We start from the raw sequence: 17,389 nt of genomic DNA, 5'->3' as shown, positions 1-17,389 counted from the left end.
TATTGCTCACTAATTTAATTCACAACCTTATACCAAATTTGTTTGGTTTCACTAACCTCGAAAACTCGGTATTTAAAAGGCATTAAAATAAAGCTCGCTGAAGTAAAAAAATTTGCCTTATTATTTTATCTGCCAATTTTTGTGAAATATTAGGTATAATTTCAGGTAATCAACTGTATTAATAAACATTTTTGATTTACTAAGATACCAAAAATATTGCAGCAAAATACTTGCCAAAATTTCACTTAGTTAAAAAATAATTCATTGATTATTGCATGCTTTGCATAGAAAAATGTATACGTCTGAGGCAAGATAATCAGATAATCAGATAAACAGGCTCTAAAATACCAAACTAATTTGAAACGAATTTATTACCTCATTCTTCTATTGTTCATAAATCTCTTTTCAATGGCATACAGCCAAGAAAAGCCTAGGTTAACTGTGGCTGTAGCGAGTAATTTTTATTATCCATTGACACAAATATTGAATAATCAAAGGTTTGACTTTGACGTTAGATTAGTTACAGCATCATCCGGCGTACTATATGCCCAGGCCTTAAACGGCGCTCCGTTTGACATTTTTCTGTCTGCTGATAAAAAGCGACCTGAATCCTTATCCGCAAAAAACCTCAGTACTGCACCTTGGCGATATGCCCTAGGAAAATTAGTCTTGTATCCAAGTAAACCCAATGAATCTATCGACACTATCATTACGAACGCTAAGCGTATCGCAATTGCTAATGAGACCTCTGCGCCATATGGACTTGCAGCTGCTCAGGTACTTGGATCTGTTTTGGTGAATCGCGCCAAAATCGTGCAGGGAAATAATGTGGCTCAAGCGTTTCAATTCGCAGATTCTGGTAATGCTGACGTTGCGTTTGTTGCTGAGTCTATGGTTATTCAGGCATATAAACAAAGTCAAAATGCGAAATATTTAACCTTTCAGTCGGTAAATTCTACACTGCATACCCCTATAGAACAGTTTGGTGTGGTTCTGCAAAAATCTAAGTTGAAAAAAGAGGCCGCTATTTTCAAAGATTTTTTGCTGTCGTGCACCAGTCAAATTCAATTGAACAAACTTGGATACCAAACAGACTTGTCCCAAATCACACATAAAGAAGGCTGTTAAATGATTTTGCCTGACTTACAAGCATTATGGCTAACATTCAAATTAGCTGCATTGACGGTTGTGATCTTATTTCTATTAGGTCTGCCACTGGCTTGGAAAATCAGTAGATATAGAGGCCGTTTCAAACCTTTTATCGAAGCCATGGTATCTCTACCCTTAATTCTGCCACCTACGGTTTTAGGCTTTTACTTATTGATTGCGTTTTCTCCAGAGAGTTTTTTAGGCGGTTTGTGGATTCAACTTTTTGGGGAACAATTTGTATTTAGTTTTGGCGGTATTCTCGTTGGCTCCATCATTTATTCTATGCCTTTTGTGATGCAGCCTTTAATAGCCGCTTTTGAACAGCAAGGCACTCAAGTTTTAATGATTGCTCAGACCTTAGGTGTATCTAAATACAGAGCGTTTTATTTCTGGTTACTGCCACAGATAAAACCAGCGTTAATCACCGCCGCAACACTAGGCTTCGCTCACACTCTTGGTGAGTTTGGGTTGATATTAATGATAGGTGGCAATATTCCAGGTCAAACTCAAGTGGTTTCTATCGCTCTGTATCAGCATGTGGAGATGCTAGATTATGCATCAGCTAACAAGCTTGCATTAATTTTACTGGTACTGAGTTTTGCAATTTTAACTCTACTTTTCCGTTTTAATCGCTCGGCTGCCAGATTCAATCCAGCAAAAGATTTCGGTGGACACTCATGACCAGTATCCCATTTCATCTGAATATTAGCTTGAAAGAGCCAAACGCTGGTGCCATACAAAAGATTGAAGAGCATCTGCTGTCAGGAAATCTTGGGATAATCGGTGATTCAGGTGCGGGCAAGACCAGTATACTAAAAACCATGGCGGGGCTTTTGCCAAATTGCCTATGCAGTGTGACCTTCGGCGACCTGAGTTGGGATAACGAGACTGCTAACAATCCCTGCGTATACGTGAGTAATACTTTTGGACTCTTAACCACATTATCAGTAGAAAAAAACCTTTTACTGGTACACAAACATTCACGATTTGGAGTAAAGGACAATGATTTCTATAACCAAATTGTTGCGGATTTAGGCATTCAAGACCTGCTAAATAAACCCGCAGCCACCCTATCTGGGGGAGAAACACAACGAGTACTCATAGCTCGCGCTATGCTATCAGGTAAACCCATATTACTATTGGATGAAGTGCTTTCCGCCATCGATAAGACGTCGCGGGAAATTGTAATGAATGTACTTTTATCTTGGCAGGACAAATATCAACGCAAGTTTGTATTGGTAAGTCACGATGCATCAGATATCGCTTTTTTTACTCAACAATGTATACGAGTCGATAAATTTGATATTTTTCCAATTCAATCGACCAATTCTGCTTTGGAAAATGATTTATCCAAAAGCCTTAGTTTTTCAATCTTGGATGTAGAATTCCTGTCAGATCTTGAAAATCAAGGGCTTCGCAAATATCGACTGAAAGATAGTCAGCAATTAATTTATACAACTTATGACCCATCAATGAATCAACCTCTGCTCACGCAAAGATTGCAAATTCCAACCACCAAAATATTGCTCAGTATTTCCGAGGTAAACCAAATAGTTGCAATGAACAAGTTGTCCGGTGTAATTACAAAGATACAGATTGGCAAAGGTAGCAACAAAAACATATCATATGTGCATTTAGAAGTAGATGGACAGCAACTAATTGCCGTAGTATCCAACTATCTGGTTGAGACCTTAAAATTGACGCCTAAAGACTCAGTGACCGCAGTTTTTAGCGATTTATAAACAAGCGCTATTATTTGGAGAGATAATTTTGCACTCACAAAGCTCAACGGGCTTGATGCCAATAGCCATTGCCCATGAGAAAATTCTACAGTTAGTTCAGCCCGTTCAAGAAATTCAGATTGTTAAAATTGTAGATGCCATCGACCGTATTGTCGCCCAGGACATAATATCGCCCATAGACGTTCCCGGATTTGATAATTCGGCCATGGACGGATATGCCATCAAACATGCTGACTTAGCAACTTCAAAGTCACTCCAATTGGTAGGCAAGAGCTTTGCAGGAACATCTTTCGAAGGGAAAATGTCGTCCGGACAATGCGTGCGAATCATGACAGGGGCAGAAATTCCCGAATATGCTGATACGGTGGTGATGCAAGAAAACGTAAAAGCAAATGGGAATGAAATCGAATTTTTACAACTCGCTAAGCTTGGTGACAATATTAGACGACAAGGTTCTGATATCAAAAAGGGACAGGTGGTTTTACCCAAAGGAAGCAAAATTACACCTGTTGATATAGGTCTTTTAGCGTCTTTAGGACTGTCTGAAATTCACGTTTTCCGGCGCCTAAAAATCGCTGTTTTTTCCACTGGAGATGAGCTGGTAGCTTCAGGAAATGTTTTACCTAAAGGTCATATATTTGATACCAACAGACCCATGTTGATCGCTATGATTAAGCGTTTAGGTTTTGAAGCAGTGGACTTGGGGATCATCAAAGACGATAAACAAGCTATTCGTGCGACTTTTGAGCAAGCCGACCAAATCGCGGATTGTATTATCACCAGTGGTGGAGTGTCGGTTGGAGAAGCGGACTTCACGAAAGAAGTATTACAAGAGCTGGGACAGATAGCATTTTGGAAACTTGCCATTAAACCAGGAAAACCACTGGCGTTTGGACAATTGCCTAATAGTATCTTTTTTGGATTACCGGGGAACCCTGTTTCATCGGCGGTAACTATGGATAAGGTAGCTATGCCAGCCTTATGTCAAATGAGCGGACAGAGTATAGATAAACCCTTTTTGCTTACAGCAATCGCCGCTCAAAAATTCCGTAAGAGACCTGGTAGGACAGATTTTCAACGTGCCTTTTGTTACCGCGATGACAATGGGCAACTTATGGTTACCAGTGCAGTTTCACAAAGTTCTGGCATATTATCGAGCTTTCGACAGAGTAATTGTTTTGCTGTGATTGATCAGGAAGCTGGTGATATTGAAGCCGGCGCAAGTGTGCAAATTCAATTATTTTCTTCCCCCCTTATTTAGGCCTAGCAAAAAGTATGAAGACCATCTCTCACCAACAAGCACTAAGATACAACAGACAGATAGTGCTCAATGGTTTTGATTTGGACAAGCAAGAAGCCCTGATCAACAAAACGGCTTTAATTGTCGGATTAGGCGGTCTTGGCTGCGCGGTAGCGCAATATCTAGCTGCAGCTGGCGTTGGCAAACTAACCTTGATTGACTTTGACAAGGTGGACTTGAGTAATCTTCAACGACAAATATTACATACTGAAGCACGCCTAGACTCCCCAAAAGTGGAATCCGCTAAACAAGCTCTGTCCGAAATCAACAGCGAAATTGAAATTGAGGCTTTGCATCAAGAAGCCACTCAGCCAGTATTGAATCAACTAATCCCTGAGCAAGACATCGTGCTTGATTGCTGTGATAACCTCGTCACTAGAAACACAATAAATCAGGTTTGCTGGCAACATCAAGTAGATATGGTTTCAGGGGCTGCAATCAGGATGGAAGGACAGATTTTTTGCATGCAACCCAAAAAGCAAACCGCTTGCTACCAATGTTTAAGTCAGTATTTTGCAGCACCAGAATTGAGCTGTGTAGAATCCGGTGTGATGTCACCTTTGGTAGGCATTATAGGTGCAACTCAAGCACTTGAAGCAATTAAGGTGCTGACTGATTTTGGACAATTAGCTACCAACACCTTACAAATGTACGATGCCAGTATATCTAAATGGAGGTCTTTTAGCGTACCTAAAAACCTAAGCTGTAACACCTGCAGTAGCTAATCCGATTACTAACTAATTGCCGCTGACCCGACTTCCAATTTATCAAACCATTCTAAAAAACGCTTAACATTGTCCCCAGTAAATATGCGCCCATGCTGAGGACACATCATATCAATCTCGAGTTTGCTCACTCGCTCAACCCAATTGCTTTTGGCTGTATTTGAAGGCATCCAACGACGATGAAAACCCTCCATAAATTTACAATGCGCATCAAAGTCTTCTACTTCCATAGGTGCATCTACAGGTTCTATAGCGGCGCCTATATCGCCGGACATCAAAATTTTAGCTTCAGGATCATATACATTAAAGTTACCCGACGAGTGCAGATAATGTGCAGGAATGAATTGCAATTGAATACCGTCAATATTCAACTTGTCTCCTTCGTCAGGAATCCCTTTAAATTTCATTGTTTCCATACCGAAATGACGTAAAAAACCTTCCCAAATTCGAGGTGCAAACAAGGTCGCATCTGTAAGCGCTTTATCCCATAAACCTAAAGAAGAAATAATGTCGGGATCTTGGTGAGACGCAAATACGTGTTTAATCTGTTCTAGGGGTATTTCTTTGACAATACTCGCCAGCATTGGAGCAAAGAGCTCGATACCACCGGGATCCATTAAGAAGGCATTTTTTGAGGTTTTAATCATGTATTGATTAGTATCGATAATTTTATTCGGTTTACTCGGATCTCGTCCAAACACAAACCACTGATGTTTTACATCTGAGTATATTTTTTGACAAATCATAGGTTTCCTCTAGATCTAAGTAGATTAAATCTTATCGAAAAAGCGCAAGCGCATTATCAACATGGGTTTCAATTTGTTTAGCAGCATCTGATATTTTTACTGCGTTATCTGTAAGCGCAGCGCGATACTCTTTATCTGCTTGTGAAGATTCAACTAGCGACATAGTGGCAATAATCTTTGCCGATTCGAGTTCTTTTTTAAGATCTAATAGTTGACTGTAAAGCTTATTAACTTCTTGGTTAAATAAGATCTGCTCTCGCGCGGTTGATTCTTGAATATTTTCCAATGGCATTTGCAAACTGTCTATGTAAGGCGCATCTTTTGCGTCTCTCATTACTTTTTGCATTTGCTTGATAGTGCTGTCTGTACGTAAGAAATTTGAAGACATCTGGCTGATTTTAATCGCCCGTTGATTGATGCCATTTGCCATAGTACCCGTCTTTTTCGAAAGCTCGGCAAGAAAACCTGTTAATGCACCAAATCCCGCGGCTCGCTCACCTGCTCTGAAAGCCAGAACACCTGCGTTGCTTGATGCCAAGGCAATTTTCTCCGCCACTCGCATAGCTTGAAACAGCTCACCAGCCACTGCCGCAGAAATGATAAAAAAATCTTTTCCAGTATTTTTTTTCACTTGATTCTCTTGATGTGTTTTTCACTTAACAGCTAGTCTTTTATCGACATTAAAGCGGGAAATACTTAATTTCATTTAGCATCGCTTTGATTAAGTAAAGGTATGTCATAACACACTGCATATCAAAAAATATACTCAAAACACTGGAAAAAAAGTAAGCATTCCGTATTCTAGCCGATAACAGTTATGCAACGTGACTGCTACAAGCTGCCAAATTCAAACAATAAATTAGGTTTATTATCTGTGCATTTTTAGCAACACCACTATAGTCTTAATCATCAATCAGAGGTTGTGCAAAGTCATATTCGGGTTATAATCGCACGGATATTATTTAAGCAAGCATATTCTCGGGAGAGTTGAGTGAAATTCAAAACAGGTATTGCTGTGATGTTGGCTGTCTTTGGTATTTCTTCTGTAATCGCACAAGAAATGACCGAAGAAGACATTATTGAAAGAATTAAGCCAGTTGGACAGGTCAAAGTTGCAGGAGCAGCAAGTGAGACAGCTTCAGCCCAACCCAAAACGGGTAAGTCGATTTATGAGTCTGCATGTCAAGCCTGTCATGCTGTTGGAGTTTTAGGTGCGCCTAAATTCCAAAATGCAGCTGATTGGCAACCTAGGCTAGAAAAAGGGTTTGACCAAGTATGGCAAAATGCCATAAATGGTATCCCGCCTGGTATGCCAGCCAAAGGTACTTGTAGCAGTTGTACTGATGAAGACATCAAGATTGCTATTGAGTACATGACTGAAGGCATCTAGACTACAAATAGGCTGCAGCGTCTCCAACGAGAGAGTTTTTACATGCAAAAATCGAGCGTTGGTGATCTGGATGAATTGGAGTTGCGGGCAATGGTGCCGCAACTTCAAGATATTACGGAAAGATATAAAAGAGCCGAAAGGATTCAAAAAGCCCTCTATAGCATTAGTGAGCTATCATCTTCTTCGAGCAACCTAGAATCTCTTTACAGGGAAATTCACGATATCGTGCGTGGATTTATGCCTGCAGATAACTTTTTTGTTGCCTTTTATGATAAACAAGATGACAAAATAAAATTTAGTTATTTTGTTGACGAATTTGACGAAAAAGTCGTCAGCGACATTCCCTACGAAAAAGTCCGCAACGGTATCACGGCCTATATCCTACGGTCGGGTGAAACCCTGGTGCTCACCAAAGAAAACTATGAAAAACAAAGCGCCGAAAAAGGCTTTGAAATAGTCGGCTCACCACCAGTGGATTTCATGGGTATTCCATTAAAAAGAGACGGCGAAACTATAGGTTCATTAACGGTTCAAAGCTACAACGATGACATTCGCTACTCTGAAGATGATCTTGATATTCTTAGCTTTATTTCGCGTCACATTATCACCGCCGTTGACCGCGTTAAACATCGTGAATTAACAGAACAAATTATCCAACAACGCACATACGAACTCGAGCAAACTAACAGTCAATTAAAAACACAAATTGCTGAGCGGGAACGCATGGAAGCGCTGCAAAAGGCGCTTTTTGAAATCAGTGAGTTATCTGCGGCAGGCGATGAAAATATTGTGACATTTTACGGCAAAATTCACACAATTCTTAATCGTTTAGTGCATGCGCCTAACTGTTACATTGCAGTGTTAAATGAAAAACGAGACCAACTATCTTTCCCTTATTTTGTTGGAAAACACAACGATTCAAATGAACCAAGAAAGCTCAAAAATGGATTAACTGAATATGTCATTCATCGGAAAGAAGCTGTATTGCTAGACTCTGCTAAAATGAACAATATTCGGGGCACAGGCGCAATTGATGAAACAACCGTTGTTGGCATGTTACAAAGTGGCAACTCTTGGTTAGGCGCACCTTTGATCATCGATAATAAAGTAGAAGGTGTACTTGCCGTGCAAACTTATGGCGCCAGTGCAGATTACACAGACAAAGATTTAGATATACTACGTTTTGTATCCCATCATATTTCGGTCGCGATAGAAAGACGCAAAGCACAGCAGGAAGTGCTTTTGTATAACAAACAATTGTCTAAAATGGTCAGTGAACGTACAGCGGAGTTAGATCAATCTAACCGTTCGTTGAAAAAGCAAATTGAACAGCGTAAAGAGATTGAACTTAAGTTAATTCATGACGCCCATCATGATGCGCTAACAGGCTTGCCTAATCGCGTGCTATTCAATAGTCGACTTGAGCTAGCGATTGCCAGTAAACAACGCTACGAAAACCATAACTATGCGCTTTTATTTATCGATTTAGATCGGTTTAAAGTCATAAATGATACACTTGGTCACCATGCTGGTGATGAATTCTTAAAAGAAGTCGCTATTCGAATTAATCATTGTAAACGCAGTCATGATTTATTAGCTCGTTTAGGTGGTGATGAATTCGTTGTATTGTTGGATAGTTACATTAACCTATCAGACGTTGAACACATTGCGCAACGCATCGTTGAAGCTGTATCAGCCCCATTTGATATTGAAGGCAAAGAAGTATTTTCTGGCGCCAGTGTGGGTATTGTAGAAATATCATCAGAGTATGAAGACGGTGATCTCGCACTTCGAGATGCCGATGCTGCTATGTACCATGCTAAAAATCTCGGGCGAAACCGCTTTGTATTTTTTGATATCAGCATGCGAAACCAATTAATCAAAGAAGTGGCATTGGAGCTTGAATTTAGAAAAGCATTTAAACAAGGCGACTTCGTTTGTTTAGTTCAACCTGTGAAATCGTCACATGATGAATCTATTTTATTTTACGAATTTACGCTGGGCTGGCGCCGAGAGAATAGCTTAATTACTCGGGCAGAATTTTGGCAATTAGCTAACAACACTGGTTTGAATCATGCGGTAAATCAATACTTGATTGATTTGGCATTTAAGCAGCTAAAAATGTGGCAGGCAAACAAAAATACGCAAGATTATAAATTAGGTTTAACCTTATCCGCTGAACATCTAATGCACAAGGACTCCTACGAGAATTTATTGCAATTGCTTGAGTGGTCTGAAATTGATAGTAGCAACCTTGTATTTGAGTTAACTGAGCAATCATTGGCAAAATTTCCAAAGTATTTACCCTCTATATTGGCAAAAATGCAAAGTCTAGGCGTCAGCTTAGTCTTGGATAACTTTGGTAATCAATCGGCTTCCTTAACCCATTTGTTTAAGTTTGATTTTGACTATATCAAGCTAAGTGCAGCTCTGGTACAGTCCATTGACATGTCGTTAAAGTATCAACAGCTAGTTGAATCTATTATTTTAATTGCCCAAAACAATGAGATTCAAGTCATCGCAGATGGGATTGATGATGCTGAAATTCAGATGGAAATCAGTAATTTAGGCTGTCACTATTTGCAAGGAAAAATGCTCGGTGAAGCTTCGATATTGTAAAAAAACCAACCCTATAAAAACGATAACGCCCAATTGGGGTTAACTATTTAGTCAAAAATATTACGAAGATTTGCAATGCCTTTTTGTGCAGTCGCTTTACGCTGTTCTGCGTCTGGTTTTCGTTTTTCCCATTCCCATTCAATGTCATCTTGTGGTAATTCGTGTAAGAAACGACTTGGTTCTGGTTCGTAAAGTTCTCCCATCTGACGTCTCTCTCGGGCGATAGTAAAATACAACTGCTGTTGAGCTCTTGTAATACCCACATAGGCGAGTCGGCGTTCCTCTTCAATATTGTCTTCATCAATACTGCTTTGGTGGGGTAATAAACCTTCTTCCATGCCAACCATAAACACGTAAGGAAATTCGAGACCTTTAGATGCATGTAATGTCATCAATTGTACCTGGTCGGCATGATCGGCATCTTCCCCTCTTTCCATCATATCGCGTAGTGTTAGCCGTTGGACCACTTCAGGCAATGTCATGGGCGCTTGTAATTCGTCGCCTTTAATCATGTCTTGTACCCAACCAAATAGCGTAGAAATATTGGCCATGGCCATTTCCGCAGCTTTGGGACTTGGACTCTGTGAGAACAACCATTCTTCAAAATCTAGTTGTTTAATAAAATCTCTTAATACGGCTTGAGTATCGCCCCGCCTTGCATTGTCAGAGGTCATCACAATTAATTTGGCAAATTGTGCTACTTTACCACCAGCATTTTGACCAAGGGTTGAGGTTAAACCGCTATGGCACATGGCCTCAAACAAACCAATGTGATGGGTATGAGCAAATTCACCTATTTTAGCTAAGGTAGCTCTGCCTATTCCTCTGGAGGGTGTATTGATAATGCGTAATAAGGCATTGTCGTCTTCTTGGTTTGTTAGCAAGCGTAAATAGGCCATTATATCTTTTACTTCTGCTCGACCGAAAAAAGACATTCCACCACTAATTCGGTAGGGAATGCGGTTTTTCATAAGCAATTTTTCAAATACGCGGCTTTGATGATTACCTCGGTATAAGATAGCGTAATCTCGGTATTCAGTGTCATTCATGAACCTGTGAGCCATGAGCTCGGCAATTACTTTTTCAGCTTCATTCTCTTCGTCTTTTGCGACCAGAACTTTTAACGGATCTCCGTAACCTAGTGCAGAAAAGAGCTTTTTATCAAATACATGGGGATTATTTTGAATTAGGATATTAGCTGAGTGTAAAATCCTGCCTGAAGAACGATAATTTTGCTCTAACTTTATCAATTGCAACTGGGGAAAGTCTTTTTGTAGCAATACCAAATTCTTCGGTTGCGCACCACGCCAAGAATAAATTGACTGATCATCATCACCTACCACGGTAAAGCGCGCTCGCTGTCCCACCAGCAATTTTACCAAGGTGTATTGACTGCTGTTGGTATCTTGATATTCGTCGACTAATAAATACCGAATGCGTCTCTGCCAGAGCTCCCTTACCTCTTCGTTTTGCATGAATAACAAGGTAGGAAGCAATATCAAATCGTCAAAATCCAAGGCGTTATACGCCTGAAGGTGACGTTGATATTCAGCGTAAAACTGTGCTAACTCTTGCTCTTCAGCCTGAGTTGATAATTTAGTTGCTTGAGCTGGCATGACCAACTCATTTTTCCAAAACGAAATCTTCTTTTGTAAGGATTGTAGTGCGTCTTTGTCACCATCGTAGACGTCTTGTGTAAGGTCTTTTAACAAGGCTAGACTGTCTTTATCATCAAATAACGAAAAGCCTGGTTTATAGCCTATATCTGACGCATGGCGCTTTAAAATATTGAGTCCCATTGTGTGGAAAGTTGAAATCTTGATACCCCGAGATGACTTCTTACCCAATGTATCAGCAACGCGCTCCTTCATTTCCCGGGCCGCTTTGTTTGTGAAGGTAACCGCCGCAATTTGACTAGGTTTATAGCCACATTGATTGACTAAATAAGCAATTTTATTGGTAATAACTCGGGTTTTACCGCTTCCAGCACCAGCTAGCACCAAACAGGGGCCTGTCACATACTCTACTGCTTGTTGTTGAGCGGGATTTAGTTTCATATTTTATTAGTTAAAAATTCGGGCTAAGAATTATAACAAATGATGTAAGATCATCTGCCATAATTTAGTGCTACTTTTTATATTTAATTTAGATGATTTGGTCGTTATAAAGAAAATATGACGGAAATCATGACACCAATACCAATGCACATTCCGGCAATGTGGTTATTTAAAAACGCTTGGAAACACGCGTCCCTGTCTCTATTTTTAGTGCTTATCCATTGTCGAATAAATAACAAGTAGCCTAGTCCTAACCCAAGATAAGCTGGCCATGTCAGTGTGAAATACCAAAATACGCCAGCCAACATGAGGGCGCAACTTGTTTGTAAAATGGCAATAATCAACAAATCATACTTTCCAAAAAGTACAGCTGTTGATTTAATGCCTATTTTTAAGTCATCGTCTCTATCTACCATGGCGTATTGTGTGTCGTAAGCTACGGTCCAGAGTAAATTGGCAAAATAAAGCACCCATGCCCAGTAAGGCACCGTCTCTAATATAGCCATTGCTGCCATTGGAATGGACCAACTATATGCCGCGCCTAACACTACTTGTGGAAAGTGCGTGTGGCGTTTCATAAAGGGATACACTGAAGCTAAAAGAAGGGCGACTACAGAAAGCAATATTGTTTGCCAGTTAAGCTGTAATACCAAAATAAAGCTCAGCCCAATTAATATAGAAAAAAGCTGCAGCGCTTCTTTTTCCGATATTTCGCCTGTCGCCAGTGGCCTTGACTTTGTTCGTTCTACACTGCCATCAAAGTTTCGGTCTGCATAGTCATTTATTACGCAACCAGCACTGCGCATTAAAAATACGCCCATAACGAAAATACAAATAATGTCTATTGGAGGAACACCTGTACCCGACAATTGGTATGAAGATAAAAATACTGACCACATGGTAGGCCATAGTAGCAAATAGCTTCCTATAGGCCGGTCAGCCCGCATCAGCCGCCAATAAGCATTAAAATGTTGAGTTTTCAATGACAGCAAAGAGGATTTCCTAAGCAATATTTTGGTAACAAGGGCAATCAGGCAAAAATGCCTCTGCTACTAGCAATTGTTGACCCTGCATAGTGAAACAAGAACGTCTTGCATACAGAGCATGTCCGGTTTTGCTTTGATTAGTTAAAGGATGCACTAGCATTCGACCTACCTCAAATTCACTGCGCACAAATTCAGGATCATTAAAAATCCGTTTACCCAAAGGTTTAGAGCCTAAGTTTTTTAATTCTGCTTCACATAAAGCCAAAGGCAGTACTGAGCGAGCAAACACCCAAGGTTGATCATCGCCATGTAAAATAACTTCTCTAACCTGCCAATCTTGGTCGCTTTGCGTATATAGCAAGCGCTTTTCAGAATTATCTAAAGCGACCGATGCCTGTCCTAAGACTTGCACTGAAAATCGTTCACAATGACCTTCTAAACGTTCCGTTAAACTACCTGTGTTAAGCAACCAATCTTGCAACTCAGGTTGTACTGGAGAGAATCTTTCTGTATCGACCCAGTCTACTTGTAATCCAAAGGGAAATCTATTTAACAACAAAGCTGAAGAATTCTTAAAATTAACCGATAAAGGTAGTCTAACATAGTGATTTTTAATAACCCTAAAATTTGCTCGCTTTTATGCTCTAGTTGAGCTCGCTACATAGGCCTTAAGGTAAGTAAAATGCAAGAACAGACAAGATTAATGAGAAGTACGTGGGCAGGATGCTTTGCATATATGTTTGTACTGGCGATCTTGGTACTCCTCAATTCTCCCGTTTCTGCCCAAGAAGAAGAGGAAGGGGAAGAAAGTGCAAAACCCTCTTATGCCTATATTGCATTGGAACCAGACATCATTACTAACTACGTGAGCGATAACTCGAAACGCTTAGGATACTTACGCGTTACTATTGAAATCATGTTAGCCGACCCCGCAAATATTCCAAATGTGGAACACCACATGCCACTTTTACGTGCCACGGCAATCGAAATTATTGGCGCCCAGACAGACCAAAACATTCGCTCGTTGACGGGTCGCGAGAACATTCGACGCTCAATTTTAAAAAGCTTTAAAGATATTATGGTAAGAGAAACAGGGAAAGAAACTGTGCGCGACGTAATATTTACTAAGTATTTACGACAAGGCGGTTAATTACTCAATTAAGCTCGCTGTTTCGATTTTATCCAAATATGCAACAATAAAGCGAGCAAACAACCTGATACTAATCCAAATAAGTGCGCTTGATTGGCCATGTTTACAGGCAGAATTTGTAAGAAACCCAGTACCAGCCAAACTAAAATAAACACAATATAACTGGTGGGTAAGGAGACATTCCATTTAGGCCTTAACCAACCAATCCACCATACAAAACCAAACAACGCATAAACCACGCCGGATAATCCACCGAACTCAGGTCCAGTTGCTAGCAGTTGACTTAAGTTTGCAAATAAACTGGAAATCACAAACAACACCACTAACCAAAAAGTGCCAAACACCCTTTCAAGTTGCTCTCCCAGTATCCACCACCAAAGTAAATTGAAGGCAATGTGTAAAATTGAAAAATGAATGAAATTAGGCCCAAACAAACGCCACCATTCATGATTTTCAGCCATTAATGACAAGGGTTGTATGCTTAGTAGGTTTCTAACAGCGTCGAAAAAACCAAAGAAGAAACTAATGTATATGACCAGACAAAGCAGCATAATTAGTGAAGTAAAAGGTACAGCTAACAAGCGCGCTGGCTGAAAATTTACGCTACCGAATTTGATACTTTCTTGTATTTCGCCGGTTTCCCAAGCGGCTTGTTGGAACTCCTTAGCTTGAGGATTTGCTGCAAACTTTTTCGCTAACTCGGAAACAAGCTCAATTTTTTCAGGGTCTTGAATGAATACTTGATATTGAGGATTGTTAGCATTCTCCACCACTTCCTCAACACGGCTTTGAATACCTTGGCATTGTAAAAACCTAGCAAAGGTTAAGCCTAATCCTTTGTTGTTAAAAGCTACTACAGGGATCCACTGGTGCATGTTAATCAGGAATTACCACTTTCATACTCATATTGAGTTCGCCATGCTTCAAAACCACCATCCATGCTATATACTTCTTCAAACCCTTGATGAATAAGATATTGCGCTGCCTGCTGGCTACTGATTCCGTGATAGCAACAGACAACTATAGGTACTTCGAAGTCATTTTCGTTCATGAAATTGGTCAAGCTTCCATTAGTTAAATGGTATGCCGAAGGAATGTGGCCAACTTCGAACGATTGCTCATCTCTAATATCCACAACTTTAATTTCACCCTTATCTAAGCGTTCTTTTGTTAGCTCTGGTGAAATATGCTGGAACTGCTCCATTAATTTTCCTCTTACTAGGTCCAATTTAAAATGACTTTGCCTGACTGACCAGATCCCATCACATCGAATGCATTTTGGAAATCCAATACATCAAATCTGTGGGTGATAATAGGACTTAAATCGAGTCCACTTTGAAGTAAAGAAACCATCTTATACCAAGTCTCAAACATTTCCCGCCCATAAATGCCTTTAATGGTGAGACCTTTAAAAATTACATTGTTCCAGTTCACTGCCACGTCTTTAGGCGGTATTCCTAACATAGCAACTTTGCCACCATGATTCATGTTATCTAACATATCTCGAAACGCCATAGGAACACCTGACATTTCTAAGCCAATATCAAAACCTTCTGTCATGCCCAAATCTCGCATCACATCTTTAATATTGGTATTGCTCACGTTGACTGCACGGGTAGCTCCCATTTTAGTTGCCAGTTCCAACCGGTAATCGTTGACGTCAGTTACGACTATATGGCGCGCTCCTACATGTCTAGCAACAGCTGCTGCCATAATCCCGATAGGGCCTGCGCCGGTAATTAAAACATCTTCGCCAACTAAATCAAAGGACAATGCTGTATGTACCGCATTGCCAAAAGGATCAAAAATAGCCGCCATATCGTCGCTGATATTATTCGGTATCTTAAATGCGTTAAACGCGGGAATAGATAAGAATTCAGCAAAGGCGCCAGAACGATTTACCCCAACGCCGGTAGTATTTCGACAAAGGTGTCGACGTCCGGCTCGGCAATTACGACAATATCCACAGGTAATATGCCCTTCTCCAGACACTCTATCACCTATTGAAAAGCCGTTTACTTCGCTGCCAATGGCTACCACTTCTCCCACGTATTCATGCCCCACAATCATAGGGACTGGAATAGTATTTTGTGACCATTCATCCCAGTGGTAAATATGCATGTCTGTTCCGCAAATAGCCGTTTTACGAATTTTTATCAGAATGTCATTATGACCCACATTAGGTTTTGGGTTTTCAGCTAACCAAATACCTGGTTCTCTTTTCAATTTTGCCAACGACTTCATGCAATAACGCCCATTTCGCGACCAACCTCAATAAATGCATCAACCGCTTTGTCGATTTGCTCAATAGAGTGTGCGGCTGACATCTGGGTACGAATTCTGGCTTTTCCCTTGGGCACTACAGGAAAGGAAAATCCGATGACATAAATACCCTTTTCGAGCAATTTATCCGCCATTTCACTGGCAATTTTCGCGTCACCCAACATGACAGGAATAATAGGGTGATCTTTGCCCGCTAAGGTAAATCCAGCTTGTTCCATTCGAGTTCTGAAATGTTTGGCGTTTTGATGCACCTTGTTTCGCAACTCACTGCCATCTTGCATCATGTCAAACACTTTTAAAGATGCCGCAACAATTGGAGGAGCGACGCTATTAGAGAATAAGTACGGGCGTGAACGTTGTCTTAGCCACTCAATGACTTCTTTTTTGCCGGAAGTATAACCACCAGATGCCCCACCTAAGGCTTTACCCAAGGTACCAGTGATAATATCCACTCTGCCCATAACACCACAATATTCATGGGAGCCTCTGCCGTTTTCGCCAATAAAGCCAGTAGCATGACAATCATCCACCATTACTAAGGCATCATATTTATCTGCAAGATCACAAATGCCATTGAGGTTGGCAATAACGCCATCCATTGAAAACACACCATCAGTAGCTATGAGCTTAAATCTCGCGCCTTCTTCAGTGGCTTTTATCAATTGCGCTTCTAGTGCTTGCATATCATTGCTTTCGTAGCGATAACGTCTAGCTTTCGACAAGCGAACACCATCAATAATACTGGCGTGATTTAGGGAGTCTGAAATAATGGCGTCCTGTTCTGTTAAGATAGTCTCGAAGAGGCCACCATTTGCATCAAAACAAGACGGATATAAAATAGTGTCTTGCATACCTAAAAAGTCACTGATTTTTTGTTCCAGTTGCTTGTGGATATCTTGGGTTCCACAAATAAACCTGACGGAAGCAACACCAAAGCCGTGACTGTCTAACCCCGATTTAGCTGCGTCTATTAACGCACTATTATTGGCCAGCCCTAGATAATTATTGGCGCAAAAGTTAATCACATGACCGCCGTCAGTGACTTCAATATCAGAAAATTGTTGAGACGTTATGACGCGCTCTTTTTTGTAAAGCCCATCTGTTTTTGTTTGTGCTATTTGCTCCTGAAGATATTGGACAAAAGCATTCTTCATTGGCTTACCCTGTAGTTAAAATCTGTGGTCGGCGTAAAGTGTAGCCGACCGCGAATAATTAGAAAAATATTAAATGTCATTATTTAAT

The 17,389-nt window shown here is 40.4% G+C and carries 17 protein-coding genes; 8 read left to right on the top strand and 9 right to left on the bottom strand.

Annotated elements, in window-relative coordinates:
• Positions 1-408: 408 nt before the first annotated feature.
• From modA to moeB, 5 genes are read left to right on the top strand one after another with little or no spacing between them, the layout of a single operon-like run.
• Entirely contained in the window at positions 409-1,128 is a 720-nt protein-coding gene (gene modA / locus ACNKW3_RS02925) for a molybdate ABC transporter substrate-binding protein (RefSeq protein WP_427397769.1), read from the top strand.
• The gene (modB, locus tag ACNKW3_RS02920) at positions 1,129-1,830 is read left to right on the top strand and encodes a molybdate ABC transporter permease subunit (RefSeq protein WP_427397768.1); all 702 of its coding nucleotides are present in this window, start codon (positions 1,129-1,131) and stop codon (positions 1,828-1,830) included. It abuts the gene before it with no gap.
• Positions 1,827-2,891: an ATP-binding cassette domain-containing protein gene (locus ACNKW3_RS02915; protein ID WP_427397767.1), complete on the top strand. Its 1,065-nt coding sequence runs from the start codon at positions 1,827-1,829 to the stop codon at positions 2,889-2,891. Before modB ends, ACNKW3_RS02915 begins: the two co-directional genes overlap by 4 nt.
• Positions 2,892-2,919: 28 nt before the next feature.
• Positions 2,920-4,152 (top strand): molybdopterin molybdotransferase MoeA, encoded by a 1,233-nt coding sequence (gene moeA, locus ACNKW3_RS02910; RefSeq protein ID WP_427397766.1) that lies wholly within the window; start codon positions 2,920-2,922, stop codon positions 4,150-4,152.
• A gap of 14 nt (positions 4,153-4,166) precedes the next feature.
• The gene (gene moeB, locus ACNKW3_RS02905) at positions 4,167-4,916 is read left to right on the top strand and encodes a molybdopterin-synthase adenylyltransferase MoeB (protein WP_427397765.1); all 750 of its coding nucleotides are present in this window, start codon (positions 4,167-4,169) and stop codon (positions 4,914-4,916) included.
• An 8-nt stretch (positions 4,917-4,924) separates the two neighbouring features.
• On the opposite strand, the gene ACNKW3_RS02900 is transcribed toward moeB, so the two are convergent.
• Together ACNKW3_RS02900 and ACNKW3_RS02895 are read right to left on the bottom strand one after the other, a co-directional pair.
• Positions 4,925-5,662, bottom strand: a complete 738-nt coding sequence (locus ACNKW3_RS02900; protein WP_427397764.1) for an MBL fold metallo-hydrolase — start codon at positions 5,660-5,662, stop codon at positions 4,925-4,927.
• 31 nt (positions 5,663-5,693) lie between these two features.
• A complete protein-coding gene (locus ACNKW3_RS02895) occupies positions 5,694-6,293 on the bottom strand; it encodes a hypothetical protein (protein ID WP_427397763.1) in 600 nt (199 codons plus the stop codon).
• 360 nt (positions 6,294-6,653) lie between these two features.
• Here ACNKW3_RS02895 and ACNKW3_RS02890 point away from each other — a divergent pair, with 360 nt between their 5' ends.
• Complete coding sequence (locus ACNKW3_RS02890; RefSeq protein WP_427397762.1) at positions 6,654-7,052, top strand: c-type cytochrome; 399 nt, start codon at positions 6,654-6,656, stop codon at positions 7,050-7,052.
• 42 nt (positions 7,053-7,094) lie between these two features.
• A complete protein-coding gene (locus ACNKW3_RS02885; protein ID WP_427397761.1) occupies positions 7,095-9,671 on the top strand; it encodes a bifunctional diguanylate cyclase/phosphodiesterase in 2,577 nt (858 codons plus the stop codon).
• Between the two features lie 47 nt (positions 9,672-9,718).
• Here ACNKW3_RS02885 and rep read toward each other — a convergent pair whose 3' ends face one another.
• The 3 genes from rep to ACNKW3_RS02870 form a co-directional block, all read right to left on the bottom strand.
• Entirely contained in the window at positions 9,719-11,728 is a 2,010-nt protein-coding gene (gene rep / locus ACNKW3_RS02880; RefSeq protein ID WP_427397760.1) for a DNA helicase Rep, read from the bottom strand.
• 104 nt (positions 11,729-11,832) lie between these two features.
• A complete protein-coding gene (gene ubiA / locus ACNKW3_RS02875; RefSeq protein ID WP_427397759.1) occupies positions 11,833-12,720 on the bottom strand; it encodes a 4-hydroxybenzoate octaprenyltransferase in 888 nt (295 codons plus the stop codon).
• A 10-nt stretch (positions 12,721-12,730) separates the two neighbouring features.
• Positions 12,731-13,273 carry a chorismate--pyruvate lyase family protein gene (locus ACNKW3_RS02870; protein ID WP_427397758.1) on the bottom strand — a complete coding sequence of 181 codons (543 nt, stop codon included), beginning with the start codon at positions 13,271-13,273 and terminating at the stop codon, positions 12,731-12,733.
• A 144-nt stretch (positions 13,274-13,417) separates the two neighbouring features.
• Between ACNKW3_RS02870 and ACNKW3_RS02865 the strand changes: the two genes are divergently transcribed.
• On the top strand, positions 13,418-13,864 hold the full coding sequence (locus tag ACNKW3_RS02865; protein WP_427397757.1) for a flagellar basal body-associated protein FliL: 447 nt from the start codon (positions 13,418-13,420) through the stop codon (positions 13,862-13,864).
• Positions 13,865-13,872: 8 nt separating this feature from the next.
• Here ACNKW3_RS02865 and glpG read toward each other — a convergent pair whose 3' ends face one another.
• From glpG to ACNKW3_RS02845, 4 genes are read right to left on the bottom strand one after another with little or no spacing between them, the layout of a single operon-like run.
• Positions 13,873-14,739: a rhomboid family intramembrane serine protease GlpG gene (glpG, locus tag ACNKW3_RS02860; protein WP_427397756.1), complete on the bottom strand. Its 867-nt coding sequence runs from the start codon at positions 14,737-14,739 to the stop codon at positions 13,873-13,875.
• 5 nt (positions 14,740-14,744) lie between these two features.
• Positions 14,745-15,068 (bottom strand): thiosulfate sulfurtransferase GlpE, encoded by a 324-nt coding sequence (gene glpE / locus ACNKW3_RS02855; RefSeq protein ID WP_427397755.1) that lies wholly within the window; start codon positions 15,066-15,068, stop codon positions 14,745-14,747.
• Between the two features lie 14 nt (positions 15,069-15,082).
• The gene (gene tdh / locus ACNKW3_RS02850) at positions 15,083-16,108 is read right to left on the bottom strand and encodes an L-threonine 3-dehydrogenase (protein ID WP_427397754.1); all 1,026 of its coding nucleotides are present in this window, start codon (positions 16,106-16,108) and stop codon (positions 15,083-15,085) included.
• Complete coding sequence (locus tag ACNKW3_RS02845; protein ID WP_427397753.1) at positions 16,105-17,301, bottom strand: glycine C-acetyltransferase; 1,197 nt, start codon at positions 17,299-17,301, stop codon at positions 16,105-16,107. The genes tdh and ACNKW3_RS02845 overlap by 4 nt, the downstream gene beginning before the upstream one ends.
• Positions 17,302-17,389 lie beyond the last annotated feature (88 nt).

It is taken from the genome of Glaciecola sp. 1036 (assembly GCF_050306235.1).
In the GTDB taxonomy this organism is placed as follows: domain Bacteria; phylum Pseudomonadota; class Gammaproteobacteria; order Enterobacterales; family Alteromonadaceae; genus Glaciecola.
The sequence above is the reverse complement of the archived record's forward strand: the minus strand, read 5'-3'. Positions and strand labels throughout refer to the sequence as shown.

Bases quoted from the DNA above. Each gene is read 5' to 3' on its own strand.
- ACNKW3_RS02915 (WP_427397767.1), top strand. From the start codon at position 1,827: ATGACCAGTATCCCATTTCATCTGAATATTAGCTTGAAAGAGCCAAAC.
- modB (WP_427397768.1), top strand. From the start codon at position 1,129: ATGATTTTGCCTGACTTACAAGCATTATGGCTAACATTCAAATTAGCT.
- moeB (WP_427397765.1), top strand. From the start codon at position 4,167: ATGAAGACCATCTCTCACCAACAAGCACTAAGATACAACAGACAGATA.
- ACNKW3_RS02865 (WP_427397757.1), top strand. From the start codon at position 13,418: ATGAGAAGTACGTGGGCAGGATGCTTTGCATATATGTTTGTACTGGCG.
- tdh (WP_427397754.1), bottom strand. From the start codon at position 16,108: ATGAAGTCGTTGGCAAAATTGAAAAGAGAACCAGGTATTTGGTTAGCT.
- modA (WP_427397769.1), top strand. From the start codon at position 409: ATGGCATACAGCCAAGAAAAGCCTAGGTTAACTGTGGCTGTAGCGAGT.
- glpG (WP_427397756.1), bottom strand. From the start codon at position 14,739: ATGCACCAGTGGATCCCTGTAGTAGCTTTTAACAACAAAGGATTAGGC.
- rep (WP_427397760.1), bottom strand. From the start codon at position 11,728: ATGAAACTAAATCCCGCTCAACAACAAGCAGTAGAGTATGTGACAGGC.
- ACNKW3_RS02885 (WP_427397761.1), top strand. From the start codon at position 7,095: ATGCAAAAATCGAGCGTTGGTGATCTGGATGAATTGGAGTTGCGGGCA.
- ACNKW3_RS02845 (WP_427397753.1), bottom strand. From the start codon at position 17,301: ATGAAGAATGCTTTTGTCCAATATCTTCAGGAGCAAATAGCACAAACA.
- glpE (WP_427397755.1), bottom strand. From the start codon at position 15,068: ATGGAGCAGTTCCAGCATATTTCACCAGAGCTAACAAAAGAACGCTTA.
- ACNKW3_RS02900 (WP_427397764.1), bottom strand. From the start codon at position 5,662: ATGATTTGTCAAAAAATATACTCAGATGTAAAACATCAGTGGTTTGTG.